Origin of the sequence: Janthinobacterium aestuarii, assembly GCF_046113285.1 — a bacterium.
Taxonomy (GTDB): Bacteria; Pseudomonadota; Gammaproteobacteria; order Burkholderiales; family Burkholderiaceae_D; genus Janthinobacterium.
Genome location: NZ_CP142524.1, coordinates 4,356,344 through 4,381,857, shown reverse-complemented (window position 1 = coordinate 4,381,857; position 25,514 = coordinate 4,356,344). Strand labels below are relative to the sequence as shown.

Here is a 25,514-nt window from a genome sequence, read left to right as displayed (position 1 = left end):
CTAGCGGTCATTTTTGAGCCTTGTTTGTCAGTGACAGGTTTGCCGTATCATCGGCCAGTGCCAGTGGCGGCGGGTTTTTCGAACCGAAGAAGAAGACGATGGGGGAGCGCAGGAAACGCTTGCCCAGAATCTTCAGCAACTGCATGCCGTGCTTGAAGCGTACCTGGCGCGAACGCAGGGCCACCCACAGGGCCAGGCCGAAGCTGACCAGCAGGTTGGCCGTGCCGATGGCGAAGATGCCCGACAGCGACTTGACGGCCAGTTGCCAGCTCATGTTGTGGTCGAGTCCCACCAGGGCTGTCGCAAAGTTGGCGGCCGAGAAGGTGATGTGGCGGATATCGATGGGCAAGCCGATCAAAAAGCCCAGGGTGCCGATGGAGCCCAGCAAAATACCGAAATAGAAGTTACCCATCAGGCCGCCCAGGTTGTTTTCCAGGTACAGGCCCAGACGCTGCAAGCGCTCCTGGCCGATCACCCGGCCCAGGCCGCGCAATTGCGCGATGCGCTGCGCCCAGCGCGTGTACAGCGCCTGGTTATCGTAGTAGCCGGAAATCAGGCCGGCCACGAACAGGCACACGCCGGCGATCATGGCGTAAAAGATGGCGGGGCTGCCGATGGGATCGATATCGTGCAGCAGATGCATGGCTTTTTCCGGCGACACCAGGTTGTGCCCGGTGATCGCCTTGTAGCCGAGCGCGATCAGCCACGCCGTGGGGATGGCCGTCGCCAGGTTGCCCAGCACGGCCATGTTTTGCGTGCGGAAGACCTTGTTGATCAGTTCCGCCATGCTGTCGAGGTCGATATTCCGGCCATCCTTGCTGTGCAGGCCGGCGGCGATGCGCGAGGCCGTCATGGCCGGCTGCTTGGTGGCCACCGTGAAGTGCAGCAAGTGGATGAACATGAAGCCGATCGAGTAATTCATGCTGAACATGAACGCTTCGACCAGCGGCGCCGAGCGCAAATACGACATCAATATCTTGAACAGGGCCATGAAGCCGATGATCACGCCCGCGCCTGCGGACGAGAGGAACATGGCACCCATTTCGCGGCGGTTTTCCGCGATGTAGTGCTCGCCCGTGCGGCTGGCGTTTTCCGTCACATTGCGCGCCAGCAAGTTGATATTGTCGGAAAACAGGTCGCTGACCTTGTATTTGTGGTTATGCGCGCGTATCAGTTCCAGCGCCAGCCCCACGGCGCCCGCGCGGCGGCGGCTGACGGGCTGCGGGTGCAGCAAGTCCTGCGTGGCGTCGACCGTGATGGCGTCAATGTCCACGTTGTTCGATGCGGGCAGCTCGCCGCTCGTGTCGACGAGGAACAGCAGCTTGCGCAGGCGGTCGATGCTCTGCGCCAGCGCCACCAGTAAATACGTGAGGGGAATGCTGGTGCCCTGGTACAGCGCCTTCTTGCGGATCTTGGCGATGACGGCGTCGCACTGGTCCAGCATCACCAGCAAATGGCGCGCGTCCTCGATGTGCTCGATGTCGCCTTGCAGCAGGCTCGAATAGGCATCCAGGTAGGCGTTCACTTCCGTGTTCTGCACCATGAACGGCGACTGGAACACTTCGATTTCATTGTGGAAACGCGTCAGTTCCGGCTCCAGGCCCATGGCGCAGACGCGGTAAGACAAGGTGCGGATGGCGTCTAGCATCCCTGGCAACATGATATTGCCGTCGCCGACGGCCAGTTCGACCTCGTCGCTGGTGAGCACGTCGAACAGTTCCAGCCAGTCCGTGGCAGGCACGTTGCTGATCCACAAATAATCGGTCTTCAGGTACAGCACCTGATCGAGCGCGTCGTTCAGGTATTCATCGCCAAGGGCGGGCGGCAGCATGCGGTAGGCGATGCGGCGTTTTAATTCTGTAAAGAAGCCGCTGTTCGACAGCACGCCGATATCCGTGTACAGGCTGGCGTGGCGGCGCGCGGCCAGCACGCGCAGCACGTATTCGTGCAGGGCGCGCGCCTGGGCGGGATTACCTTTGAGAAGCTGGCGCAGGGTGCGCACGTTGGCGATCGCGGTAGCGCTGTCGTGGGGGCGCTTGGGACGCAATGAGTTGAATAATTCCACCAGCAAGTCGATATTGCTGGAGTTGGGGTCAATGCGTTCGAGGATAGCTAGCATGCAGAAAAAACGGGCGAGCCGCTGTCGGTAAAACCAGTAGTGTACCGCCTGCGTCAGATCGCGCAACGTTCGCCACCGAACATTGCTTTACGGCAGGGGCTGCAATTCACGCCATTTTGCCGCAAATTGCCACAATCATGGTCAAACTTGCGTGTTGTCAGTGTGCGACGTGTTTCTTGGGACTAAGCTGAAGTTTCTGTTGTACAACGCACGGATGGCTGGACAAAAAGCGAGGATAAGGTAACACTTGGATCAGACACACAGCGCATGTCCTGATCAATACCGGGTAGTTTACTTTTCACGTCACCGAGATATTTATCATGAAGACCTCGTATTTTGCGCTTGCTGTGATAGGGATGGGGCCTTTCGCGCTGGGCGCGACGGCCCAGGCTGCCGATGGCGCGGGCAGTGCCGCATCCACCAACGTTGCCGTGTACGGCGTGCTCGACGCGGGCATCGTGGCCGAGCAGGGCTGCGCCGCCGGTTGCGCCGGCACCAAGGTGTCCGGCGGCGTCGCCTCCGGCTCGCGCCTGGGCGTGCAGGGGCGCGAAGCGCTGGGCAACGACGTTTCCGCCGTGTTTACCCTGGAAGCGGGCGTCCAGAACGACACGGGCCAGTCGGAAGATGGCCGCCTGTTCGGCCGGCAAGCCTACGTGGGCCTGGACAGCCGCCTGGGCGCGCTGACCCTGGGGCGCCAGTACAACCTGCAATACCTGGCGCTCACCGACGTGGCCGACCCGTTCAAGGGCGGCATGGCCGGCAGCGCCAGCAACCTGGCCGGCTACAGCGTGAAACGCTACGACAATACCGTCAAATACGTGACGCCCGCCTTGCGCGGCGTGACGGCCAGCGCCATCTACAGCTTCGGCGAGTCGCCGTACAGCAGCGCCAACAACCGCGCGTATGGCGCCACCCTCGGCTATTCGTCCGGCGCCGTGAATGTCAGCGTGTCGCACCAGCGCAAGAACAACTTCATCCTCGCCTCCGGCACCTTGCCCGCCATCGACATGTCGTCGCGCAACACCCTGATCGCGGCGAACATCGACCTGAAAGTGGCCACCGCCTTTGCCGCCGTGGGCGTGAACAAGGGCTATGGCAGCTCGCCGTGGGACCCGAACAATGCCTACAGCTCGCTGGCCCTGTCGATGTCGTCGTCGGACAGCCGCGACACTCTGCTGGGCGTGTCCGTGCCCGTGGGCGGCTTCAAGCTGCTGGCCTCGTACGTGCGCAAGGATGATCGCGACCTGGCCAACCGCGACGCCAAACAGGTGGCCGTCGGCCTCACGTATTCCCTGTCAAAACGCAGCGATTTCTACGCGTCCTACGCGAAGATCCACAACAAGAACGGCGCCCGCTACACGGTGGGCAATGCCAGCGATGCGGGGCGCGGCGACGCGGCTTTTAATATGGGCTTCCGTCACGGTTTCTGAGCGGCGGCGGATGGGGCAGGGCACGTTGCTCCCAGCCACTTGCCGTTGCTCGTCACATTCACCTGTTCCGGCGTGCCGCGCGCGCTCGTCGTCACGGCCAGCTGCATGCTGAACGCCTGGTCGCCCGAGAACAGCACCTGGCCTTCGCCGCTCGATTTCGGATTCGCGCACGTGAACGACACCTGCATGCCGCCCGCGATGTCCTTGTTCTTCGAGGTGCAATCGCCGGGCTGGCCCGTGGGAATCTGCTTGCGCGCCGCCATGTCCGGCGTCACGCACGCCGTCACGCGCACGGCGCCGTCGGCGCCCACGGTGGGCATGGCCATGCCGCGGCTGGCCGCCATGCTTTCCAGCTGCTTGCGTTGATCGGGAGGAAGGTTGCCCAGTTGCTGCAGCACCATGGACATGGCGTTGTCGGTGGCGGCGTCGGGCGACGCCATCTTGCTGTCGACTTGCCACAGGCCAGGCTTGATGGTGGCCGATGGCGCGGCGGCCATGGCCTGGCTGCCGAAGGCGGCGCAAGCGAGCAGGGTCAGGCGTAGCAAAGAATGTTTCATGTGGGCGTCTCCGGAAAAGGCAGACCCCAGCATACGGCATGGCAAGCGGGGCACGCTTGCCATTGTGTTACAAACTGTGATCGGGCTCGATGCGGCGCACGTCCACGCTGGCGATGCGGCGCTCGTCGGCCTCGAGGATCTCATAGCGCAGATCGTCGAGTTCCAGCACTTCGCCCACGGCCGGCATGTTTTCGAAATGCGCCAGCAGGAAGCCGGCCAGCGAGTTGTACTCGCCGTCTTCGCTGACCAGGGTTTCCGTCTCGAATACTTGCTCCAGGTAATGCAGGTCCGTCGCGCCGTCGATGCGCCAGTGGCCGGGACCGAGCACTTCCACGTCCGGCTGCTCGTCCTCGTCGGGGAATTCGCCGGCGATGGCTTCCAGGATATCGATCGGCGTGAGCACGCCTTGCACGGTGCCGAACTCGTCTACCACCAGCACCAGCTGGCCGCGCGAGCGCTTCAAGGTCTCCATGGCTTTCAGCACGCCGGCCGCTTCCGGCACGACGACGGCTTCGCGCATGCTGGCCGGGTCGATCTTGCCGCGCGAGACGAGGTCCTCGATCAGGTCCTTGCTGCGCGCGATGCCGACCACATTGTCGAGGTCATCATTACAGACAGGAATCATGCTGTGCGGCGTGTCGCGCAGCAATTGCAGCATCTTCTCGCTGCTGTCGTTCAGGTTGACCCAGGAGACGTCGCCGCGCGGCGTCATCACGGAACGGATCGAGCGTTCGGCCAGGGTCAGCACGCCGCTGACCATGTTGCGCTCTTCCACGCCGAAGGCGGAGACGTCGGGCAATTCCTTGACTTCGTGCTCTTCCACGGCTTCGCGGCCCTTGCGCCCGCCCAGCAGGCTCAGCACGGCTTGCGCCGTGCGGTCGCGCAGCGGCGCATTCGACTGCAGCTTGAGGAAGTTGCGGCGCGCCAGCTGGTTGAAGAACTCGATGACGATCGAGAAACCGATGGCGGCGTACAGATAGCCTTTCGGGATGTGGAAGCCCAGGCCTTCGGCCACCAGGGACAGGCCGATCATCAGCAAAAAGCTCAGGCACAGCACGACGACGGTGGGATGGGCGTTGACGAAGCGCGTCAGCACCTTTGAGGCCAGCATCATGACGACGATGGAAATGACGACGGCCGCCATCATCACGTACAGGTTTTCCACCATGCCGACGGCCGTGATGACGGCGTCGAGCGAAAAGACGGCGTCGAGCACGACGATCTGCGCCACCACGAGGCCGAAGCCGGCGTAGACTTTCGGTCCCGTCTGCGCATGCGTGACGCCTTCGAGGCGCTCGTGCAGCTCGCTGGTGGCCTTGAACAGCAGGAACAGGCCGCCGATGAGCAGGATCAGGTCGCGCCCCGAAAACGAGAAGGCCCATATGGAAAACAATGGCGTCGTCAGGGTGACGAGCCAGGAAATCAGCGAGAGCAGGCCCAGCCGCATGACGAGGGCCAGGGTCAGGCCCAGCACCCTGGCCTTGTCGCGCTGGTGCGGCGGCAGCTTTTCGGCCAGGATGGCGATGAAAATCAGGTTGTCGATACCCAGTACGATTTCCAGTACGACCAGCGTCAGCAGGCCGACCCAGATTGTCGGGTCAAATAACCATTCCATGTGTGTAACCTTGTAAAGTCAGTAAGTATCAAGCTTGCCTGGCGGCCAGTGCCCCAGGGAATCGTGTTGCGAGTGCGTGATGTGGCGGCGGACGCGCGGCGGCCGGGTGGCCTGCCGCGCGTCCGCTTCGGCAAGTGCCCCCGGTCCCGCTTGCCAAATGATGGCGCAAAACGGCGCCCCCTGGCGCGAGGTCGGGTAGAGCGTGATGGGGTCGTTGTCGCATTCGTCGGCGTCGCAGCTGTCGCCGGTCAAGCCCGCATGGGCGCCGGGGTCAAGGCAATCGGCGACGAAGGCAGGCGTGGCAGTAGTGCCGGCCGCGACTGCATGCTGGAATGGGGAAGGGCTGGCGTCAGCCATGCTGGCGAACGCCTGGGGTAAGGCAATGAAGACAAAAAGGCAGAGCAGGACGAGAGCTCGTCTCATATACAGGCAGATAGTTCCGGAACCGTGGAGTATAACACGCGCACATAACAGCCCGATGACAGGCACTTGCGTAACTGACAAGCATGACGTAAATTGCGAGAGCAATGATTTCCCTGGGCAGCGAAGACGCAGCGCGGGTCCATGGCAATTCTTGCATTCGTATTCCATTGCGCCCGCTTTTGCGCTTGTCTAATAACGTAGTGCTACCAGGACTCCGATTTGAAACCAATTACCGCCCTCCTGCTTGCCGCCGGCATCCTCTCGCCGTCGTTCATCCTGGCCGCCACCCCGGTCGAAGCCGCGCCGATTCAGAAAACCGGCAAGGCCGCATCGAACCGTGCCGCCGCCGTCAAAGTCACGTCCGTCGAAGGCATCACCGAATACCGCCTGGCCAATGGCTTGCGCGTGCTGCTGTTTCCCGATGCCAGCAAGCCGACCCTGACCACCAACATCGTCTACTTGGTCGGCTCGCGCCATGAAAACTATGGCGAAACGGGCATGGCCCACTTGCTCGAGCACTTGCTGTTCAAGCCCAGCGCCAACTTCGGCGTCAGGAAGGGCACGAAAACTCCCGTCGAGATCCTGAACTCGACAGGAGCAGATTTCAACGGCACCACCTGGTACGACCGCACCAATTACTACGCCACCTTCCCCGCCAACGACGACAACCTGCGCCAGATGCTGGCCATGGAAGCGGACCGCATGGTCAACGCGGCCATCGACCAGAACGATCTGTGGAATCCGAAGACGCAGAAGGGCGAAATGACGGTCGTGCGCAACGAGTTCGAAATGGGCGAGAGCGACCCGATCGGCGTGACCAGCGAACGCATCCAGGCCGTTGCCTACGACTGGCACAACTACGGCAAGTCGACCATCGGCGCCCGTTCCGACATCGAACAGGTCAACATTCCCCGCCTGCGCGCGTTCTACCATAAATATTATCAGCCGGATAACGCCGTGCTGATGGTGGCGGGCCGCTTCGATGAAGCGAAGGTGTTGAAGCAGATCAATGAACTGTTCGGCAAGATCCCGAAACCGACGCGCGTGATCGAACCGACCTACACGGCCGAACCCGTGCAGGATGGCGAGCGCGCCGTGACGGTGCGCCGCAGCGGCGGCACGCAGTTCGTCGGCGCCGGCTACCACGTGGCGCCGTCCGGCAACCCGGACGCTGTCGCCATCGAGGTGCTCGGTCACGTGCTGACGGACGCGCCCGCCGGCCGCCTGCACAAGGCGCTGGTGGAAACCAAGCTGGCCAGCAAGATCGAATACAACTCGGTGAGCAATCTGGAGCCGGGCTACAACCTGTTCGGCGCCCTGGTGCCCGTCGATGGCAACCTCGACGCGGCGCAAGCGGCCATGCTGAAAGTGCTGGAAGAACTGAAATCGCAGCCGGTCACGGATGCGGAAGTGGCGCGCGTGAAACAGCAGCTGAACAAGCAGGTCGAACTGATCACGTCGAATACGGCGCGCATGACGATCGCCCTGACGGAGTCGCTGGCGGCCGGCGACTGGCGTCTGTTCTTCCTGCAGCGCGACCAGCTCGACAAGCTGACGACGGCGCAGGTGCAGGCGGCGGCCGAGAAATACCTGAAGAGCTCGAACCGCACCCTGGGCCGCTTCATCCCCACCGATGCGCCGGACCGTACCGTTGTGCCGGCCTATGCCGACGTGGCGCCGCAACTGGCCGGCTACACGGGCCGCGCCGTCGTGGCGCAGGGCGAAGCGTTCGACCCCAGTCCCGACAATATCGAAGCGCGCACCACGCGCTTTACCTTGCCGAACGGCTTGAAGGGCGCCTTGCTGCCGAAGAAAACCAAGGGCAATACCGTCAGCGTCGTGTTGAAACTGCAGCTCGGCAGCGAAGAGAGCCTGCGCGGCAAGGGGCAAGTGGGCAGCTACACGGCCAGTCTGTTGTCGCGCGGCACGGATAAACTGTCGCGCCAGGAAGTAAAGGACAAGTTCGACCAGCTGGGCATGCAAGTAGCCATCTCCGGCGGCGCCGAAGGCGTGACCGCCATGCTGACGGGCAAGCGCGAGAAGTTGCCTGCCGCCATGGACCTGCTGGCGCAAGTGCTGCAAAAGCCGGCCTTGAACGAAACGGAATTTCTGGAATTGCAGCGCGAGCGCGTCGGCCGCGCCGAGCAGGAATTGCCTGAGCCGCAGCCGCTGGCCGTGAACGCCTTCCGCCGCCTGCTCGACGCCACGCCGGAAGGCCATGTGCGCCACGTGGCCACCTTGCCGGCCGAACTGGCACAATGGAAAGCCATCAAGGTTGCCGATGTGAAAGCCTTCCATGGCGCCTATTATGGCGCGTCGAACGCCACGTTTGCCGCCGTGGGCGACTTCGACCCGGCCGCGCTGAAGGCGCAAGTGGCCAGCCTGTACGGCAGCTGGAAGACGCAGCAGCCGTATGTGCGCATTCCCGATGCCGTTAAGCCTGTGAGCGGCGAGAAAGTCACGCTGGAAACGCCGGACAAGGCCAACAGCGTGCTGTTCGCCATCCAGCCGATTCCCCTCAAGGATGACGCCGCCAGCTATCCGGCCTTGCTGATCGCCAATCACATGCTCGGTGGCGGCGCCTTGCGCAGCCGCCTGGCCGACCGCATCCGCCAGAAGGAAGGCCTGTCGTACGGCGTCGGTTCGCAAGTGAGCGTGCCGTCGCGCGAGCCGGCCGGCTACTGGATGGCGTATGCCATCAGCGCGCCGCAAAACACGGTCAAGGTGGAAGCGGCCCTGCGCGAGGAAATCGCCAAGGCGCTGGCCGACGGGTTCTCGGAAGCGGAACTGGCCGAGGCGAAAAAGGGCTGGCTGCAATCGGAAGAAGTAAGCCGCACGCAGGACAGCGCTCTGGCCAGCGGCCTCGCCAGCTACCTGGCGCAAGACCGTACCATGGCTTACGACAAGGACCTGGAAGCGAAAGTGGCCGCCTTGACGCTGGCGCAAGTGAACCAGGGCCTGCGCGAGTACCTGAAGCCATCGGCCGTCTCGATCGTGACGGCGGGCGACTTTGCCAAGGTGGCGAAAGAGGGCGAAAGCGGCGCGAAGGCAACGACGTCGAAATAATCCGTTTCACATAGAAAAAACCCGCTGGCAAGGTCACTTGCCAGCGGGTTTTTTATTGATGCGTGTCAGCTTAGCGCGGAGCAAGCTCGGCTACGTAGATCTCCACGCGGCGATTGCGTGCGCGTCCGGCCGCATCCGCATTCGAGGCGATCGGCTCGCGGGCGCCGCGGCCTTCCGTGACGACGCGCGTCGGCGAGACGCCGCGCATGGCCAGGTAGTCGCGCGTGTGGGCCGCGCGTTCCACCGACAGCGGTTCGTTGATGGAATCGCTGCCCGTGCTGTCCGTATGGCCGATGATGCTGACCGTGGTGTTCGGGTTTTCGTTCAGGGTGGCGGCAAAGCGGTCGAGGATGGGGCGGAAGTTGCCCTTGATGTCGGCGCGGTTGGTGTCGAAGGAAATGTCGCTGGGGATTTCCATTTTCAGGCGGTTATCGGCCGTTTGCGACACTTGCACGCCGGTGCCCTGTGTCGCTTGCTCCATCGCGCGCTTCTGGTTTTCCATGCGGTTCGACCAGATATTGCCGACCACGGCGCCAGCTGCGGCACCGATCAGCGCGCCGCCGGCCGTGCGGCCGCTGCTGCCGCCACCGGTGGTGCCGCCGATCAAGGCGCCCAGGCCCGCGCCGATGCCGGCGCCCGTGGCCGTGCCACGTTGCGTCGAGGACATATCCGCGCAGCCGGTGGCGGCCAGTGCGATCACCAGCATACCGATCAGGGATGTGGTGCCAGGGCCTTTTTTGAATGCTTCTTTCATGGATTTTCTCCTTGTTTTGTTATTGGGACATACCCAGGAATTACCTGCACACGTTACTGCAAAATGCCGCAGTGTGCCAGTGCGCGCGCACTGTACGCAAAAGGCGGAAAAAGGGCGGCGCCCGTTTGCACGCGCGCCGCCCCTGTCTGGCCAATGGATTGGCCTCTATAAACCGCGCCCGCTGATCAGACGCAACAGGATCATGATGACTGCCACCACCAGGAGGATGTGAATGAAGCCGCCAATGGTATAGGAAGTTACCAGGCCCAGCAGCCAAAGAATAATGAGTACGACGGCGATTGTATACAGCATGATGTGTCCTCCGAGAGTAATGTGTGGATGACGGCGGCTGCCTTGGCCTTGCGCCGTCATCAGTTTTTGTCATTGCGCAGCGACCGGGTCGCTGAACGCTTATGCCATGACTAAGTGTCTACTTTGTTTTCATTGTGTTCTGTACGCTGTCGTACACAAGGCTCAACTAGCGGGAGCGGTCGGCGTGTTCATCGGCCATGCCCGGTATCCAGGCCAGCATGCCGGCCATGCCGACGGCGCCGGCCAGGCAGCTGACCATGCCGCCGGTCAACAGCAGCATGACGCCAAACACGGGCGCGCTTGTTTGCACGGGCGCCAGATCCAGCGCGCAAAAGCCCAGCGCCGTGGCCAATATGCCGCCACCGATAAAGCCGAGCCAGATCCGGTGACTGTTTGTCTTGTCGTTTTCCATCGCACCTCCTTGAAGATATTCGTTGAACTTTCTTGAATGCATCATCTCGCGGGACGGCAAACTCATCTGTACGCCAACGAACATTGTCAAAAAGAAAACGCCCGGACAGGCCGGGCGTGTGTTGAATTTGCAACTCATCGCGGCAGCGGCGCCGCCGCGCTCCGCTTAGCCCATGGCGCGCAAGCCGCCGTTGACGACGCGCACGCGGTCGCCCTGGCGCCAGTTCGGCGCGGCGCTCTGGTGCACGGTGCGCGTCTTGCCGTTATCGAGGCGCACGACGATGTTGTAGCTGCGCGTGGCGCGCACGCTGCCTTCGATCTGATTGCCGGCCACGGCGCCGCCTACGGCGCCCAGCACGGTGGCCAGCTGCTTGCCGTGGCCGCCGCCGACCTGGTTGCCCAGCAAGCCGCCGACGACGGCGCCGCCGGCCGCGCCCACGCCGCTGCCTTCGGCGCGCGTATTGACTTCATGGATGGCTTCGATCACGCCGCAGTTGCTGCACACTTGCGGCGTCGGGGCAGCCGCGTATTGCTGTTGTGGTTGCTGCTGGGGCTGCGGCTGGCGCACTGGCTGCTGCTGTTGCTGCTGTTGCTGCTGTTGCTGCTGAGGCGGCAGGGCGGCCAGCGGCTGCGCACCGGCAGGCTGCAGGTTCGCTGGCGGCTGGTTCGCCTGCAGGTTGGCCATCTGTTCGGCCGAAGTGCCGGCCGCCAGTGGCCGGCTGTCGCTCTGGGACGAAGGCAGCCAGCCCATCAGGGCCGCCGTGCCCACGCCGCAGAACAGCAGGACGGCGACGGCGGCGGCAAGTACCAGAGGATGGAGGGATTTGGTGGTGGTGGTCATGGAAAGCTCCTGTTTTTTAAAATAATGAAATGGGTAGTGCGTGTTATCCGTGCGATTCGCGTGTATTGCCAGTGTGCTGTGCCGCTTGCTTCGCTTCCGTGCGTCACCGTACATACATGGGCGGTACTGCACCGTAGGCTAAGTAAAAATTATGTCGAGTTGTAACGACACCAAGGAAAAGCAATGCCACTAACGAACGCCAGCATGACCCTGTCCCGCGATACAGGCCGATCCGGCCTGGGGTCGTCCGTGGGCGCGCCTGACGCCGGCAACCGCTTGCTGGCCAGCCTGCCCGAGCACGATTTGCGGCACTTGACGGCGTTGTTCGATACGGTCACGGTCGAGGTAGGCGAGGTGCTGTACGAACCGGGCCAGCCTATCGGCCACATTTATTTCCCCCGCGACTGCCTGATCTCGCTGCTGGCCGTGGCGGAAGGCCGCATGACCCTGGAAGTGGGCTCGGTCGGCCGCGAAGGCGTGCTGGGCGCGTCCGTCGCGCTCGGTCATGAGCTGGCGCAAGTGCGTGCCGTGGTGCAACGTTCCGGCATGGCCAGCCGCATCGCGCGGGCCGATTTCTGCGCCGAGTTCGCCCAGCTCGAGTCCCTGCAGCGCTTGCTGTACCGCTACACGGATACCCTGCTGGCGCAAGCCATCCAGATTGCCGTGTGCAGCCGCTTCCACGTGCTCGAGGCGCGCCTGGCCCGTTCGCTGCTGATCACGCGCGACCGCCTGCAATCCGAAAAATTTCACCTCACGCATGAATTCCTCGCCCATACCCTGGGTGTGCGGCGGGTCGGCGTGACCAAGGCAGCGAGCGCGCTGCAACAGCAAAAACTCATCACTTACAGCCGCGGCAATATAGAAATCCTTGATTCCGCCGGCCTGGAAGCTGTCTCCTGCCGCTGCTACGAGCTGGTCAAGGACAGCGGCACCATCGGCATGGCAAACGTCTTCGTCTGACTTTCCTCGCTTGCCTTGCATCAGGCTTGCCTTCATCCCGCCTGCTTTTATCCTTGTGCCGCAGACGCAAAAAAGCGGGGCGGGCGCCTGCGCACCCACCCCGCTTTCTTGAGCAATAATTACTTCGGCTTGACCTGGTTACCGATCACGCCGCCGACAGCGGCGCCGCCGACTGCGCCGACAGCGCTGCCGCCGGTCAGCACGGAACCGGCAACGGCGCCGACGCCAGCGCCGATGGCGGTGTTTTTATCCTGGCCGGACATGTTGGCGCAAGCCGTCAGGCTCAGCAGCAGGGCGGCAACGGAAGTGGTAGCGGCGATTTTTTTAATGATTTGCATGATAGTTCTCCTATGAATTCAGACCTCGTGGCGCCGGCATGGTATGGGCCGGATGACTTCGTGACGCCGTGTGTTTCAGGCACGATCACAGCATAGGATTGCGGCAAGGCAGGGTCTGTTCGGCAACGCACATAGGGGTGTAACAATTGTAAAGGCGCCCACGCCGCGCTCAGCGCCCCTTGCGCACGGCTTTCCCCGGCTTGGGCGCCACCGGTTTCACGCGCGCCTGGGCCAGCAGGGCCGCGCACTCGCTATCTTCGACGGGGCCGGTATTGACCAGCGGCAGCAGCGCCGCCACGGGCGCCACCACGGCCAGCGCCAGTGCGCCGCCGGCGCGCAAGGCCAGCACGCCCTTGTCGACGCTCACGTCGGGCTTGCTGAAAGTGCCATGCACGTACAGGGGCGAGCGCAGCGAAAAGACGCGCAAGCCCTTGCTGTCCGGCCGCAGGGTCAGGTCCAGCCGTTCATCGGCCAGGTTCACCGTGCCATCGATATGCAGGACGGCATCATCCGTGTCGACGATAAACTGGCGCGTCTGCATCAATCCTTTGGTGACGGCGAAATCGGCGGCCATGCAGTTCAGCTTGACCTGCTTGTCGCCAGACAGTTTGGCCAGCACGACACTGCCGATATTCAAGCCCATTTCTTCCAGCAGCAGCTTGCTGATGCTGCCCCGGTTGATCAGCGCGCGCACTTCGCCGTTCGAGCTGCCCAGCAGGGTGGCGACGGAATTGCCCGTGGCCGACAGCGAAGCGTCGCCATTGATTTCGCCCACGCTCGCTTGCAGGGCGGGCAGGCGGGGAAACAGTTGCTGGATGTGCAGGTGGCGGGCGCTGGCCTTGAGTTCGGCCGCGATGCCGTTGGCGATGACCTTGCCGCTGCCGTCGAGCTTGATTTGCGACGTCAGGGTGCCGCCCGCCACGTTGAAGTTGAGCGGCGTCAATGACAGCACGCCATCCGTCAGCACCACATGCGTGTCGAGCTTGCTGATTGGCAGCTCGGCATCGCGCGTGATCTTGTCGGCCGTGTAGCGCACGTCGGCGTCCAGGCTGGTCCAGCGCTCCGTCTTGAACGTTTCCACCGGCAGCACGCGGCCGGCCGGCTGCGTCGATGCCACGCCCCGTTCCTTCTTGCTGGCGCTGGAATCGGCGCCCACCAGCGGGCCCAGGTCGGAAAATTGCAGCAGGCGCGAGTGGACTTCTCCCGTCAGGCGCTTGCGCGGCGTGCTGGCGGAAAAGGCCAGCTTGCCACTGATGTCGCTGGAACCCACCTTGCCGGTGAACTTGTCATACACCCATTCACCGCCGCGCGGCGCCAGGGTACCCGTCAAATGGCCTTCCGTGCTGAAGTGCGGCGTTTCCGGCAGCAGCACGCCCGTCAATGGATACAGGCTCGCCATGCTGGGTCCCGATAGCTTCAGGCGCACGTCGAGCGCGGCCAGCTTGGCTGGACGCGTCAGGGTGCCTTCGATGGCCATGCTGCTGCCGCCCGCGCGCATGTCGGCCTGGATGGGGAAGGGCGTGCCTTGCTGCTGCAGCGACAGCACGCCGCCGGCCTTGCCGCCGCCCTTGACGCTTTCGCCATGGTATTTTCCCGACAGCGTCCAGGCGATGCCGTAGCGCGCATCGTTCGCGATGGTGTCGACATCGGCGCGCATCGCCGTTTTCGTGACAGCATCGTCCAGATACACGGTGCCCTTGCTGAAGACCACGCCTTGCAATTCCAGCTGCCACGGCGATGGCTGCTCCTGTTTGTCGAAGGTCCAGTTGTTCTTGCCGTCCTTGTTGCGCAGCAAGCGCACCTGCGGCGTGTCGAAGCGCAATTGCGGAATGATGATTTTCTTGTCCAGCAGGGCCAGGGGATTGAGCGAGAACGCCAGCTGGCTGACGGTGGCCAGCTGCGCCCCGTCGTCCGTCCCGGACATGGTGCTTGGGTTGCCCAGGCGCACATCCTTTGCCTGCAGGTGCGGCCATGGCAAATAGTCGCGCCAGCCTTGTTTGCCTCCCGTCGTGGGCTGCTGCCACGTCAGCGTCAGGTCGCCTTCGATGGCAAACGGTCTCCCCAGCGCTTCGCTGGCGCGCGCATTGAGCCAGGGCTTGGCGCGGTTCCAGTCCATATTCATCAGGACGATGGAGGCGGTGACGGGCAGGGCGATGAGCACGGCGGCGCTGGCGAGGGAGATTTTCTGACGGCGGGACAGTTGCATGGTAGACGATTCTTTCTGGACAAGTATTCACGATGCTACAGGAATCGCTCCTCAGCCGGGCCCGTTTCTCGCTTTTACGGTCCGGCACGTGCGCTGGCGCACGTTGCCGATGCAAGTATTGTCGATTTCTTACTCTATGTGCGGCACCGAACGGATATGCGGGGAGCCGGAGCCTATAACGTCTACATCAAACGCCGTTCCTGATTCCAGATGCACCGACGTATGAACCCTAACGCTTACACATTCTCCAGGAGAAAAAAAATGACAAACCGAGATTTCAAGATTTCCCCACTGGCCGCCCTGGCCGCCTGCGCCACGGCCGTTGTCCTGATGACGGGCTGCTCGAGCCTGAAAACGCCAGCCACGGCCGATGTCGCCGTGTCGCGCGCCGCCGTCGATAACGCCGCCAGCGCCGGCGCTGCCGACCTGGCACCCGATGAAATGCGTTCGGCCCGCGAAAAAATGCGCATGGCTAACCAGGCCCTGAAAGACCGTGACTACAAAACGGCGCGCGACCTGGCCGACCAGGCGCAAGCCGATGCCAAGCTGGCGCAAAGCAAGGCCAACTCGGCCAAGGCCACCAGCGCCGCCGATGAAATCAACGAGAACATCCGCGTCATGCGCGAAGAACTCGACCGTGCCAATCAGCAAGCCCCGAAACAATAACCAAGAATAAGAACAGGATTCCATCATGAAAAAAGCTACTTACACCACCATTCCCGGCCTGCTGGCCATGGCCGCCCTCGTTGCCGCCTGCAGTTCCGCACCGACCACCACCAGCCTGCTCGACCAGACCCGCGGCGACTACATGGCGGCGCAATCGAACCCGATGGTATCGACCTATGCGCCACGCGAATTCCGCGAAGCGAGCGCTGCGCTGGAAGCGGCAAACGCCGCCGCCACGCGCCAGGAAGATAGCGAAAAAGTCGACAAGCTGGCCTACCTGGCCAAGCAAAAGATAGCCACGGCGCAAGAAGTCGCCAAGCAGAAAGCGGCCGAAGCCGATATCGCCAACGCGGGCAAGCAGCGCGACCAGTTGCGCCTCGATGCGCGCACGCAGCAGGCTGACCAGGCCACGGCCCGCGCCCAGACGGCGCAAGCGGATGCGGAAGCGGCCAAGGCCCAGGCTCAGGCTGCCGAAGCATCGGCCCGCGATGCGCAAGCGCGCGCCGCCGGACTCGAAGCGCAGCTGGCCGACCTGGCCGCCAAGAAAACCGAACGCGGCATGGTCATTACCCTGGGCGACGTGCTGTTTGGCACGGACAAGGCGAACCTGACGGCCGATGGCGTGAATACGGCGCGCAAGCTGGCCGAGGTGCTGAAAAACAACCCGCAGCGCACCGTGCTGATCGAAGGCTTTACCGATAGCACGGGTGGTTCCGCGCACAACCTGGAATTGTCGCAACGCCGCGCCGAATCCGTGCGCAATGCGCTGCTGGAGCAAGGCATCAGCCGTGACCGCATCGCCACGAAAGGCTATGGCGCCGCCTATCCGGCCGCCGGCAACGATACTGCGGCAAACCGCCAGCTGAATCGCCGTGTGGAAATCGTCTTGTCGGAAGATAACACGGCCATTCCCGCCCGCCGTTAAAACACCAGGCCAAACTACGGTTTTTGCCTGGCGTTTGATTTATTAGTAGGCAGCACCGGCCGCTACTTGGCCGGTGGATACCCATGTAATACTTGAAAGGAAGCATTATGACCCAAACATCTGTTGAGATTCCAGCTGGCATCGATACGGCCGCCATCCGCGCCGCCGCCAAAAACCTCGATGACGGCGCCGTGACGGCCGGCTACCAGGGCGACCGCCAGGAGTTGATCACCCTGTTGAATGGGGCGCTGGCCACCGAACTGGTGTGTATTGCGCGCTATAAACGCCATTACTACACCGTGAGCGGGCGCGACAATGGCACCATCAAGGCCGAGTTCCTTGAGCATGCGCAACAGGAGCAGGAACATGCCGACTGGCTGGCCGAACGCATCGTGCAACTCAATGGCAAGCCAGATTTTAATCCTGCAACATTGCTTGCGCGCAGCCATGCCGAGTATGATGACTCCGAAGACGTGCAAAGCATGGTGCGTGCCAATCTGATCGCGGAACGGGTAGCGATCGAGTCGTATCGCCAGATGATCGTCAAAATTGGCGACAAGGACCCGACCACACGCCATTTGTTGATCAAAATCATGGCTGTCGAAGAAGAGCACGCCGATGACATGCGCGATCTAATGGAATAGTGTTTTTGAGTAAAGTAGGTATAGTAACTACATTCATCCACAGCTAAGGAGCTAAACCATGTTGGAAAACAATATCACCACCGTCAATAACGATGTCAAAACCCTGGTCAAGGATGCGCAAGCCCTGTTCAGCGCCGCTGCCGCCCTGACCGGTGAAAAAGCCGATGAAGTGCGCATCAAGGGCATGAAAACCCTGGACGCTGCCCTGGCCAAGGCGCACGAAGCGCAAGCGTCGGCCATCGTTGCTACCAAACAGCTCGCCTCCCAGGCGGACGGTTATGTCAAGGAAAACCCATGGCGCACGGTAGCCGTCGCCGCTGGCGTCGGCGTACTGGTCGGCTTCATCCTGGGCCGCAAGTAATCCATTGTCAGGAGCGATATGGACAAGTCTGCTTCGTCTCACCAGGGGCCGGGATTGATCGGCTCGGTCGCCGGCCTGGCCAAAAACGCCGTCGGCCTGATGTTGTCGCGGCTGGAACTGGCCACCATCGAACTGTCGGAAGTGCGCAATCACATGCTGCAGCTCGTGGTCATTTTCGCCCTGGCGACAGTGGCGGGCTTGTTTGCCATCGCTTACGGCAGCGTACTGATCGTTTTCCTGGCCTGGGATAGCCTGGGCTGGAAGATCCTGGCGATCATGACGGTCGTATTCGTAATGCTGGCCATCGCGCTGGTCATGTATGCGCGCGCCATGCTGCGTCAAGGAAAGCTGTCCATGCCTGCCACCATGGCGGAATTGAAGGCCGACCGCGACATGCTGATGTAAGCGGGCTCACGAGGAGAATTCATGTCGGAAACCGACAAACTGGCGGCGCAAGCCGCCCGCAAGCGCCTGCTGATCGCCCAGGGCGAAATGTATCGCGTGGGCATCGTGCATGCGCGCGCCAATGTGGGCTATGCCCTGCGTCCCGAATCGCTGCTGCAGGGCGTGGTCGAAACGGCGGTCGGCTTTGCCGGCCACCGCGTCGAGTCCTTGCTGGCGCCGGGCGGCATGCGTTTGCAGGGCGCCATGCCCTACGTGCTGACGGCGTTATCGTTTATCGGGCGCAAGAAGCTGGTCAAGCCGGCCCTGGTCCTCGTGGCCGTGGCCGCCGTGGCCGCCAGCTGGCTGCGCCGCAAGCGCTGAACGCCAGCCGTGTTGCACAGGAACGCCGTCATTGACGGCGTTTTTTTTTGCCCGTACCCAACGTCCGGCACGGGCAGGCGCAATCCCTTACAATGATTCACGCCGCATTTTGCGCGGCGCACAGAGGGGCCATCTTGATGACGAATTCGAAGACACCGATCAATCAGTTAAATCCCTCGCGCCTGCGCATCGTGCTGGTGCTGCAGGGCGGCGGCGCACTGGGCGCCTACCAGGCCGGCGTTTACCATGCGCTGCACGAACATGGCCTGGCACCCGACTGGGTGGTGGGCACCTCGATCGGCGCCATCAATGCCGCCATTTTGGCCGGCAACAAGCACGAGGACAGGCTCGTGCGTTTAAAACAGTTCTGGCAGCGCGTGGCGCACCGCGACAGCGTCGACATGAATCTCGTTTCGGACCAGCAGCGCCGCTCGAACATCTGGCTGGCCACGCTCGATACGGTGCTGCGCGGCGTGCCCGGCTTCTTCAAGCCGCGCATTTTCAGCCTGTTCTCCGCAGGAATCGCCGTCAAGCCGGAAGAGGCCAGCTTTTATGACACCAGTGAGCTGGCCAGCACCCTCGAGGAACTGGTCGATTTCGATTACCTGAACCAGCCCGGCGGCATGCGCCTGACGGTCAACGCCCTGCGCGTCAAATGCGGCAGCCTCACCAGTTTCGACAGCCAGCAGCAGCCCCTGACGGCGGACCATATCCGCGCCAGCGGCGCCTTGCCGCCCGGCTTTGCCGGCGTGCGTGTCGATGGCGATTTATATTGGGATGGCGGCCTGTACTCGAACACGCCGCTGGAAACCGTGCTCGACGACACGCCCCACGTCGACACCCTGGTCTTCATGGTCGACCTGTGGAGCTCGGAAGGGCCGGAACCGACCACCCTCGACGAAGTGCAGACGCGGCAAAAGGACGTCACCTTCGCCTCGCGCTCGAAACGCCATATCGCCGACTATGTCAATACGCACACCTTGCAGCGCAAATTGCGCGAGCTGTACGCCGGCCTGCCCGACACAAAGCACAACCGCCAGCAGACGGAAGAGCTGGTAGCGCTGGGCTGCGACAGCACCATGCACATCGTGCGCCTGCCGTATGCGGGGCGCGACTGGCACATGGCGGCCAAGGATATCAATTTCTCCAAGGGCTCCATCGAGTGGCGCTGGGAGCAGGGCTACCAGGATGGCTTGCGCGCGATCAAGGCGGCCGGCTGGCTGGCCTTCGTCACGGAAGACACGCCGCTCGTGGTGCACGAACTCCCGCCCTATGAGCGCGATGCGGCTTAGTGACGCCTGTCAAAACCTGCTGCGCGTCGGTATAGGCGGCCTGCGATGCTCACCGTACCTTCCGTACGGTTGCGCTTCTTAGCCACCTCTCCCTTCCGCTCGCGACGGTTTTGTCAGGTGTTGCAATGTTGTTCAGCGTCGCAACAGCACGGCGCATCACTGCGGATGCGCCGCTGCACGCAGTTTTTCCGCATTCGCCATGTCTTGCCGGTAAGTATCCTGCGCGTCCTTCAGGCAGCTGGCGCGCGTGGCGGATGGCTCCAGGCGGCACGCTTTTTTGGCCTCGGCCAGGGCGGCGGCGATTTCCTTGCGCAAAGTGCGCAGCTGGGCTTGCGCCGTGCTGTCCTCCTGGTACCAGCGTTGCGGGTCGCCCGGCTGCGGCGAGGCCGTCTGCGCCAGTGCCATCGGCGCCAGGCTGCAGGCGAGCAGGGTGGCCAAGAGTGTATTGTGGATAGTCATGATATTTCCTCCTTGAAATAAAAAAGGCGCCGTAGCGCCTTTTTTTACAACCTGCCCGTCAGTAATAGCAGGATCAGTATCACTACGACCAGGCCGGCGATGCCGCTGGGGCCGTAACCCCAGTTGCGGCTATGCGGCCAGGTAGGCAGGACGCCGACCAGGGCCAGGATCAAGATGATCAGAATGATGGTGCCCATGGCAACTCCTTGTTATGGTACGACTCATGCGAGATGGCGGATGCCTGCTGACAAGCTCCGCCGAGAATTAATAGCGGTAGACGCGGCCGTCGACGACGCGCACGCGGTTGCCCGGGCGCAAATCATTCGCGTTGTCCTGCACTACGGTACGGTATTCGCCGTTGTCGAGACGCACGCTGATCTGGTAGGCCTGCGCCTGCTGCCTGCGGCCTTCGACCTGGTTGCCCACGACGCCGCCGGCGACGGCGCCCGCCACGGTGGCGGCCGTGCGTCCGCTGCCCGAACCGATGGTATTGCCCAGCAGGGCGCCGGCGATGCCGCCGACCACGGCGCCGGCGCCGCTGGTTTGACCGCCACCCTGCACGATCTGGATGGAGTCGACGGTGCCGTACATGGCGGACTCAGGCTGGTTGGCCGGGTAATATTGTTGCGACTGGGTAGGGCCGGTGGCACAACCGCTCAGTACGGCGGTGGCGGCGAGCATCAGTGCAGCCAAGGTGGCGTTGGTTTTCATTTTATTCTCCTGACGAGGTGAGGGTGTAGAGCCATCTTAGTCATGCCCCTGTCCCCGGTCTGTACGCTGCCGCACGTACTTATTTGCAGTCGAAAAGGGTAGTGCGGGCTGGAGCGATCCGGCAAAAACGTTGTTATTTCTCCATATTGCCCTTCCACTTTCAAAATAAATTACTTGTGTACGGCAGCGTACAGAAGAGCGGCGACTATCCACGTAAAACGGTAGTCATGCCAAGCAGACATGCTTGCTACCACCAGGGAGAAATACAACATGAACAAGAATAAGCTTTTCACCGCCATCGTCGTCAGCCTGGCATGCGCCGCATGGGGCGGCCAGGCAGTGGCGGCCACGCCGGAAGCAAAAGCAGCGTACAAGGCGGCCAATGAACAGGCTGGCCTGAATTACAAACTGGCGCATGCCGAGTGCGAAAAAATCACGGGCAACCCCAAGGATGTCTGCATCGCCGAAGCGAAGGCCGTGCGCACCTACGATGAAGCCGTGGCCCAGGCGCAATACACGAATACGCTGCGTGCCTACACGAAGGCGCGCATCAAGATTGCCGATGCCAATTACGATGTCGATCTGGCCCGCTGCAATGCGCTGACGGGCAACGACAAGGATGTCTGCGTCAAGCTGGCCAAGTCCACCAAGGTGGCGGCCCTGGCCGACGCCAAGGCGGACAAGAAAGTCATCGAAGCGCGCAGCGATGCGCGTGAAGCAAAAAGAAAAGCCGAGTACAAGGTCGCGACAGAAAAATGCGATGCATTGGCCGGCGCAGCCAAGGATGACTGTATCAAGGCTGCAAAAACCCAGTTTGGCTACTGAGCTCCCTCCGGCGCGCAGTCACCACACTGGTATAAGAAGCTCATTGTGAGCACATTGATTGACCACTCCTAAGGAAAAAACCATGAAATTCACTAAATCTATCGCTACTGGCCTTTTCGTCGCTTCCCTGTTCGCCGTTGCAGGCTGCGCTTCGACCCCAACCAAGGAAGGCACGGGCGAATACCTCGACGACGCCGCGATCACCACCAAAGTGAAAGCCAGCATCTTCAATGAGCCTACCCTGAAATCGACGGAAATCAACGTTGAAACCTTCAAGGGCGTGGTTCAGCTGAGCGGCTTCGTTGCCCAGCCAGCCGATGCCGCCAAAGCGGGTGAAGTTGCCCGTGGCGTCAAGGGCGTGAAGTCGGTGAAAAACGACATCCGCGTCAAGTAATGGCCTGACCTGCCGCAGCGGCCAGCCTCACGGCTGGCCCTGTGGCCTTCCACCGACCGTCGCGGGAATCGCATGCATACCCAGCCTTCAGATACCCCGCCCGATCCGGTGGCGGCTGCCTCCACCGAGCCTGCCGGGCCACCTCCCGGCGCGCCCGTGGAGCAGCCAGACTCAACCTTGCGCTTGCCGCTGCATGTCAATGCGCGTGGCATGGCCTTGGGCATCATCGCCACCGTCAGCTTTATTTATGCGCTGCAGTGGGCACAGAAATTCCTCATTCCCGTCATCTTCGGCATTTTCATTGCCTACACCCTCAATCCCGTTGTCGCCTGGCTGGAAAAGCTGCGCCTGCCGCGCGCCATCGGCGCCACGGCCGTCACGGCCCTGATCCTGTTCGGCTCCATCGTCGTGGTCGAGCGCGTGCAGGGCGAATTCGAATCCATCGTTGAAGAGTTGCCGGCCGCCACGCATAAACTGTCGCGGCTGATCGCCGCCAATACGGGCGGCAAGAACAGCACCTTCCAGAAGATGCAGGCCGTGGCCAATGAAATCGAGCAAGTGGCCGCCGGCGCCGAAGCGCGCCGCAACAACCGCCGCGCCGCCGCGGCCGAGGCGCCCAACTTCAAGATCATGGACTGGGTCTGGGCCGGTTCGCTGGGCCTGGTGGGCTTCCTCAGCCAGGCCACCATGGTCATCTTCCTCGTATTCTTCCTGCTGCTGTCGGGCGACACCTTCAAGCGCAAGCTCGTCAAGCTGACGGGACCGTCGCTGAGCCGCAAGAAGGTCACCGTGCACATCCTGGAAGACATCAACACTTCAATCCAGAACTATATGTTCATGCTGCTCGTCACGAATGTCTTGCTGGCCGTCCTGATGTGGATCGCCCTGCGCGTGATCGGGCTGGAAAACGCGGGCGCCTGGGCCATCGTGGCCGGCTTGCTGCACATCATGCCGTATTTCGGCCCCTTGCTCATCACCATCGCCACGGGCCTGGTCGCCTTCCTGCAGTTCGAATCGCTGGAAATGGTCTTGCTGGTGACGGGCACGTCGATGGCCATCGCCACCCTGGTGGGCACCTTTGTCACCACCTGGATGACGGGGCGTATCGCGCGCATGAATCCTACTGCCGTGTTCGTCAGCCTGCTGTTCTGGGGCTGGCTGTGGGGCGTCTGGGGATTGCTGCTGGGCGTGCCCATCATCGTCATGGTGAAGGTCGTGGCCGAGCGCGTGCAAGGCATGGAAGTGGTGGCGGAACTGCTGGGCGAATAGCTTGCGGCAAGGCCAAGAACAACGGCGCCCGCGGGCGCCGTTGCTGCATCCGGAGCGACACCTTACGACTGGTGGCGTTTCAGTATCTTCACTTGCACGTCGCCGTCTTCCGTCTTCGGCATATCCTTCATGCTGCCCAGCTGCAAGGCGAACTGGCGTGTAAATTCGGCGCCCAGGAAGAAGATTTGCGCCGAGTAATACACCCACAGCAGCAGGGCGACCAGCGAACCGGCGGCGCCATAGCTGCTGGCCACGCCGCTATTGCCGATATACACGCCAATCGCATATTTCCCTAGTGAAAACATGAAGGCCGTGCCGATGGCGCCGATCAGCACGTCGCGCCAGGACAGGCGCACGCGCGGCAGCATTTTATAGATGACGGCAAACAGGCTGGCGATGACGGCAAAGCCGATCAGGTTCGACAGGATGGTAAACAGCACGGCAGTGTCTTTCCACACGCCTTCCCAAAAGTTGGCGAGGATGGCCATGGCGGCGTTGACCACCAGCGACACCATCAGCAGGAAGGCCAGCACCAGTACCAGGCCAAACGACAGCAAGCGCGTGCGCACCATGTCCCAGGCGCCCGCTTCCTTCAAGGGTGGCACTTGCCAGATTTCATCAAGGCTGGCTTTCAGTTCGGCAAATACGCTGGTGGCGCCAAACAGCAGCAGGGCGCTGGCGATGAGGGTGGCGATGCGGCCCTGTTCATGGTTTTTCGCGCCGGCCAGCACGAGCTGGATGGCTTCGGCGCCCTGCGTGCCCAGCAAGCCCTGCAGTTGCCCCATCAGCTCGCCGCGCGCGGCGGCCGGACCATAGAAAAAGCCGGCGATGGCGATCACCAGTACGAGGATGGGGGCGATGGAAAACAGGGTGTAATAGGCGAGGGCGGCGCCCTTGCTCGAGGCGCGGTGTTCCAGCCATTCGGTGACGGAGCAGTAGACGACGCTGCGCATCTGCTTGCTTAACGGCGCGAGACCGGCCAGTCTGGGATAGCGGGTAAAGAAATTCATGATGGCTTTCAATGCAAAAAAGGGGCGCGAGCCCCTTTTTTTTAATTCACAAGTGGCGTACCACTGTCGAGCTTACTGCACGCGGCGTTCGATGGTGATTTGTTCCACTTCAACGCGGCGGTTAGGTTCCAGGCACTTGATCAGGTCGGCACGTTTCTTGTTGTTGCACTCCACGACCGGATTGGTCGAACCCTTGCCTTCAGCCGTCAGGCGGTTGGCGGCAACACCGTGGGCGACCAGGTATTCCTTGACTGCGTCAGCACGCTGCTGCGACAGTTTCAGGTTGTACTTGGGCGAACCGATGCGGTCGGCATAACCACTGATGACGACGTTGTTGACGTCCGGCGCTGCGTTCAGCACGCGTGCGATTTCGTCGAGCTTGGTTTGCGTCGGGCCCAGCTTGGCGCTGTCGAACGCGAACAGTTCCGTTGCCGACATCGTCACTTTTTCAAAGCGTGGCGGCGGTGGCGGTGGTGGTGGCGGCACGACCACGACGACTTCTTCACGCACTGGCGGCGGTGGCGGTGGTGGCGGCGGTGCAGGCGGTTTGTCGAACGCGTAGTTCAGGCCCACGGTGACGTAGTAGTTGTTGGACTTGCTGCTCGGGTCGAACGTATTGCCGCGCAGGAAACCGTGCACATTGCGCACGTCAGCCTGCAGGGACAGCTGCTCGGTGATGCTGGACTGGAAACCCAGGCCCACGCTCGCGTATGGCGAGCTCTTCGTGCGTTCACCGAAGGCGAAGCTGGTGTCCTTGTCGCGCTGCATGCCGGCACCGACCAGCAGGAAAGGACGGAAGGCTTTGCGCGAGAACATGTACAAGCCGTCGACGCCCAGCGTATTTTGCTGGTAGCGCTGACCGCCATCCTTGGAACGGGCATACGTGGTGCCCAGCTGGATATCCCAGTCCTGGGAAACAGGCTTACCGAAACGCAAGCCTGCGCCATAACCGGTTTTATCCGTGGCGAAGTCGGAATCTGGCTTGAGTGCGTTGATGCTAGGTTGAATATACCAGGAGGGATTGATTTCCTGGGCCTGTGCGCCGAGGGCGGAGCACAGGACTGCGGCGGCAACGGCGATTTTTTTTAGATTATTCACAAGTAACTCCCAACGTTGATAAGAGATTTTCTCTACGGCATCAAAGACACATCTTGCTACACG

Annotated in this window: 28 protein-coding genes; 13 read left to right on the top strand and 15 right to left on the bottom strand. The window is 62.2% G+C overall.

Annotation, left to right across the window (positions count from 1 at the left end):
• Positions 1–7: 7 nt before the first annotated feature.
• Positions 8–2,119: a site-specific recombinase gene (locus OX462_RS19600; protein ID WP_070225020.1), complete on the bottom strand. Its 2,112-nt coding sequence runs from the start codon at positions 2,117–2,119 to the stop codon at positions 8–10.
• Positions 2,120–2,475: 356 nt separating this feature from the next.
• Between OX462_RS19600 and OX462_RS19595 the strand changes: the two genes are divergently transcribed.
• A complete protein-coding gene (locus tag OX462_RS19595; protein ID WP_409026855.1) occupies positions 2,476–3,549 on the top strand; it encodes a porin in 1,074 nt (357 codons plus the stop codon).
• Here the strand turns inward: OX462_RS19595 and OX462_RS19590 are convergent.
• The 3 genes from OX462_RS19590 to OX462_RS19580 all read right to left on the bottom strand — a co-directional run bounded on the left by OX462_RS19590 (position 3,537) and on the right by OX462_RS19580 (position 6,078).
• Complete coding sequence (locus tag OX462_RS19590) at positions 3,537–4,106, bottom strand: DUF3617 domain-containing protein (protein ID WP_070291349.1); 570 nt, start codon at positions 4,104–4,106, stop codon at positions 3,537–3,539. The two genes, OX462_RS19595 and OX462_RS19590, sit on opposite strands and share 13 nt — an antisense overlap.
• Before the next feature lie 67 nt (positions 4,107–4,173).
• Positions 4,174–5,721, bottom strand: a complete 1,548-nt coding sequence (locus OX462_RS19585; protein ID WP_070312973.1) for a TerC family protein — start codon at positions 5,719–5,721, stop codon at positions 4,174–4,176.
• A gap of 18 nt (positions 5,722–5,739) precedes the next feature.
• On the bottom strand, positions 5,740–6,078 hold the full coding sequence (locus OX462_RS19580; RefSeq protein WP_409026854.1) for a hypothetical protein: 339 nt from the start codon (positions 6,076–6,078) through the stop codon (positions 5,740–5,742).
• A gap of 285 nt (positions 6,079–6,363) precedes the next feature.
• Here OX462_RS19580 and OX462_RS19575 point away from each other — a divergent pair, with 285 nt between their 5' ends.
• On the top strand, positions 6,364–9,210 hold the full coding sequence (locus tag OX462_RS19575) for a M16 family metallopeptidase (protein WP_409026853.1): 2,847 nt from the start codon (positions 6,364–6,366) through the stop codon (positions 9,208–9,210).
• Positions 9,211–9,280: 70 nt separating this feature from the next.
• Here the strand turns inward: OX462_RS19575 and OX462_RS19570 are convergent, their stop codons facing one another.
• The 4 genes from OX462_RS19570 to OX462_RS19555 form a co-directional block, all read right to left on the bottom strand.
• Complete coding sequence (locus OX462_RS19570) at positions 9,281–9,916, bottom strand: YiaD family glycine zipper/OmpA-like lipoprotein (RefSeq protein ID WP_409028766.1); 636 nt, start codon at positions 9,914–9,916, stop codon at positions 9,281–9,283.
• A 213-nt stretch (positions 9,917–10,129) separates the two neighbouring features.
• Entirely contained in the window at positions 10,130–10,276 is a 147-nt protein-coding gene (locus OX462_RS19565; RefSeq protein ID WP_121670992.1) for a lmo0937 family membrane protein, read from the bottom strand.
• Between the two features lie 166 nt (positions 10,277–10,442).
• Positions 10,443–10,688 carry a hypothetical protein gene (locus tag OX462_RS19560; RefSeq protein WP_070224908.1) on the bottom strand — a complete coding sequence of 82 codons (246 nt, stop codon included), beginning with the start codon at positions 10,686–10,688 and terminating at the stop codon, positions 10,443–10,445.
• 165 nt (positions 10,689–10,853) lie between these two features.
• Entirely contained in the window at positions 10,854–11,528 is a 675-nt protein-coding gene (locus OX462_RS19555; RefSeq protein ID WP_409026852.1) for an outer membrane lipoprotein, read from the bottom strand.
• A 183-nt stretch (positions 11,529–11,711) separates the two neighbouring features.
• On the opposite strand from OX462_RS19555, the gene OX462_RS19550 reads away from it, so the two are divergent.
• Positions 11,712–12,488 carry a Crp/Fnr family transcriptional regulator gene (locus OX462_RS19550; protein ID WP_083293670.1) on the top strand — a complete coding sequence of 259 codons (777 nt, stop codon included), beginning with the start codon at positions 11,712–11,714 and terminating at the stop codon, positions 12,486–12,488.
• 119 nt (positions 12,489–12,607) lie between these two features.
• Here the strand turns inward: OX462_RS19550 and OX462_RS19545 are convergent, their stop codons facing one another.
• Positions 12,608–12,826, bottom strand: a complete 219-nt coding sequence (locus tag OX462_RS19545; protein WP_034758955.1) for a YMGG-like glycine zipper-containing protein — start codon at positions 12,824–12,826, stop codon at positions 12,608–12,610.
• A 169-nt stretch (positions 12,827–12,995) separates the two neighbouring features.
• Entirely contained in the window at positions 12,996–15,032 is a 2,037-nt protein-coding gene (locus tag OX462_RS19540; RefSeq protein WP_409026851.1) for an AsmA family protein, read from the bottom strand.
• A gap of 261 nt (positions 15,033–15,293) precedes the next feature.
• On the opposite strand from OX462_RS19540, the gene OX462_RS19535 reads away from it, so the two are divergent.
• From OX462_RS19535 to OX462_RS19505, 7 genes are all read left to right on the top strand, one after another.
• Complete coding sequence (locus OX462_RS19535) at positions 15,294–15,698, top strand: DUF4398 domain-containing protein (protein ID WP_070224911.1); 405 nt, start codon at positions 15,294–15,296, stop codon at positions 15,696–15,698.
• A gap of 25 nt (positions 15,699–15,723) precedes the next feature.
• Positions 15,724–16,623: an OmpA family protein gene (locus tag OX462_RS19530; protein ID WP_070224912.1), complete on the top strand. Its 900-nt coding sequence runs from the start codon at positions 15,724–15,726 to the stop codon at positions 16,621–16,623.
• A 107-nt stretch (positions 16,624–16,730) separates the two neighbouring features.
• Entirely contained in the window at positions 16,731–17,267 is a 537-nt protein-coding gene (locus OX462_RS19525; RefSeq protein WP_070224913.1) for a ferritin-like domain-containing protein, read from the top strand.
• Positions 17,268–17,325: 58 nt separating this feature from the next.
• Positions 17,326–17,628 carry an ElaB/YgaM/YqjD family protein gene (locus OX462_RS19520; protein ID WP_070224914.1) on the top strand — a complete coding sequence of 101 codons (303 nt, stop codon included), beginning with the start codon at positions 17,326–17,328 and terminating at the stop codon, positions 17,626–17,628.
• An 18-nt stretch (positions 17,629–17,646) separates the two neighbouring features.
• The gene (locus OX462_RS19515; RefSeq protein ID WP_058049427.1) at positions 17,647–18,033 is read left to right on the top strand and encodes a phage holin family protein; all 387 of its coding nucleotides are present in this window, start codon (positions 17,647–17,649) and stop codon (positions 18,031–18,033) included.
• A 21-nt stretch (positions 18,034–18,054) separates the two neighbouring features.
• On the top strand, positions 18,055–18,393 hold the full coding sequence (locus OX462_RS19510; RefSeq protein ID WP_070224916.1) for a hypothetical protein: 339 nt from the start codon (positions 18,055–18,057) through the stop codon (positions 18,391–18,393).
• Positions 18,394–18,530: 137 nt separating this feature from the next.
• Positions 18,531–19,685 carry a patatin-like phospholipase family protein gene (locus OX462_RS19505; RefSeq protein WP_070224917.1) on the top strand — a complete coding sequence of 385 codons (1,155 nt, stop codon included), beginning with the start codon at positions 18,531–18,533 and terminating at the stop codon, positions 19,683–19,685.
• 156 nt (positions 19,686–19,841) lie between these two features.
• On the opposite strand, the gene OX462_RS19500 is transcribed toward OX462_RS19505, so the two are convergent.
• The 3 genes from OX462_RS19500 to OX462_RS19490 all read right to left on the bottom strand — a co-directional run bounded on the left by OX462_RS19500 (position 19,842) and on the right by OX462_RS19490 (position 20,855).
• Positions 19,842–20,144 (bottom strand): hypothetical protein, encoded by a 303-nt coding sequence (locus OX462_RS19500; RefSeq protein ID WP_230505895.1) that lies wholly within the window; start codon positions 20,142–20,144, stop codon positions 19,842–19,844.
• A gap of 44 nt (positions 20,145–20,188) precedes the next feature.
• A complete protein-coding gene (locus OX462_RS19495; RefSeq protein WP_010396415.1) occupies positions 20,189–20,341 on the bottom strand; it encodes a DUF3309 family protein in 153 nt (50 codons plus the stop codon).
• Positions 20,342–20,408: 67 nt separating this feature from the next.
• Positions 20,409–20,855: an outer membrane lipoprotein gene (locus OX462_RS19490; protein WP_070224919.1), complete on the bottom strand. Its 447-nt coding sequence runs from the start codon at positions 20,853–20,855 to the stop codon at positions 20,409–20,411.
• A gap of 270 nt (positions 20,856–21,125) precedes the next feature.
• On the opposite strand from OX462_RS19490, the gene OX462_RS19485 reads away from it, so the two are divergent.
• The 3 genes from OX462_RS19485 (at position 21,126) to OX462_RS19475 (ending at position 23,343) form a co-directional block, all read left to right on the top strand.
• Positions 21,126–21,680: a hypothetical protein gene (locus OX462_RS19485; RefSeq protein ID WP_046682431.1), complete on the top strand. Its 555-nt coding sequence runs from the start codon at positions 21,126–21,128 to the stop codon at positions 21,678–21,680.
• 82 nt (positions 21,681–21,762) lie between these two features.
• Positions 21,763–22,074 carry a BON domain-containing protein gene (locus tag OX462_RS19480; RefSeq protein WP_070224920.1) on the top strand — a complete coding sequence of 104 codons (312 nt, stop codon included), beginning with the start codon at positions 21,763–21,765 and terminating at the stop codon, positions 22,072–22,074.
• A gap of 72 nt (positions 22,075–22,146) precedes the next feature.
• On the top strand, positions 22,147–23,343 hold the full coding sequence (locus tag OX462_RS19475) for an AI-2E family transporter (RefSeq protein ID WP_409026850.1): 1,197 nt from the start codon (positions 22,147–22,149) through the stop codon (positions 23,341–23,343).
• A 62-nt stretch (positions 23,344–23,405) separates the two neighbouring features.
• Here OX462_RS19475 and OX462_RS19470 read toward each other — a convergent pair whose 3' ends face one another.
• Both OX462_RS19470 and OX462_RS19465 read right to left on the bottom strand, forming a co-directional pair.
• Complete coding sequence (locus OX462_RS19470) at positions 23,406–24,353, bottom strand: YihY/virulence factor BrkB family protein (RefSeq protein ID WP_070224922.1); 948 nt, start codon at positions 24,351–24,353, stop codon at positions 23,406–23,408.
• 72 nt (positions 24,354–24,425) lie between these two features.
• Entirely contained in the window at positions 24,426–25,451 is a 1,026-nt protein-coding gene (locus OX462_RS19465; RefSeq protein ID WP_070224923.1) for an OmpA family protein, read from the bottom strand.
• Positions 25,452–25,514: the final 63 nt, after the last annotated feature.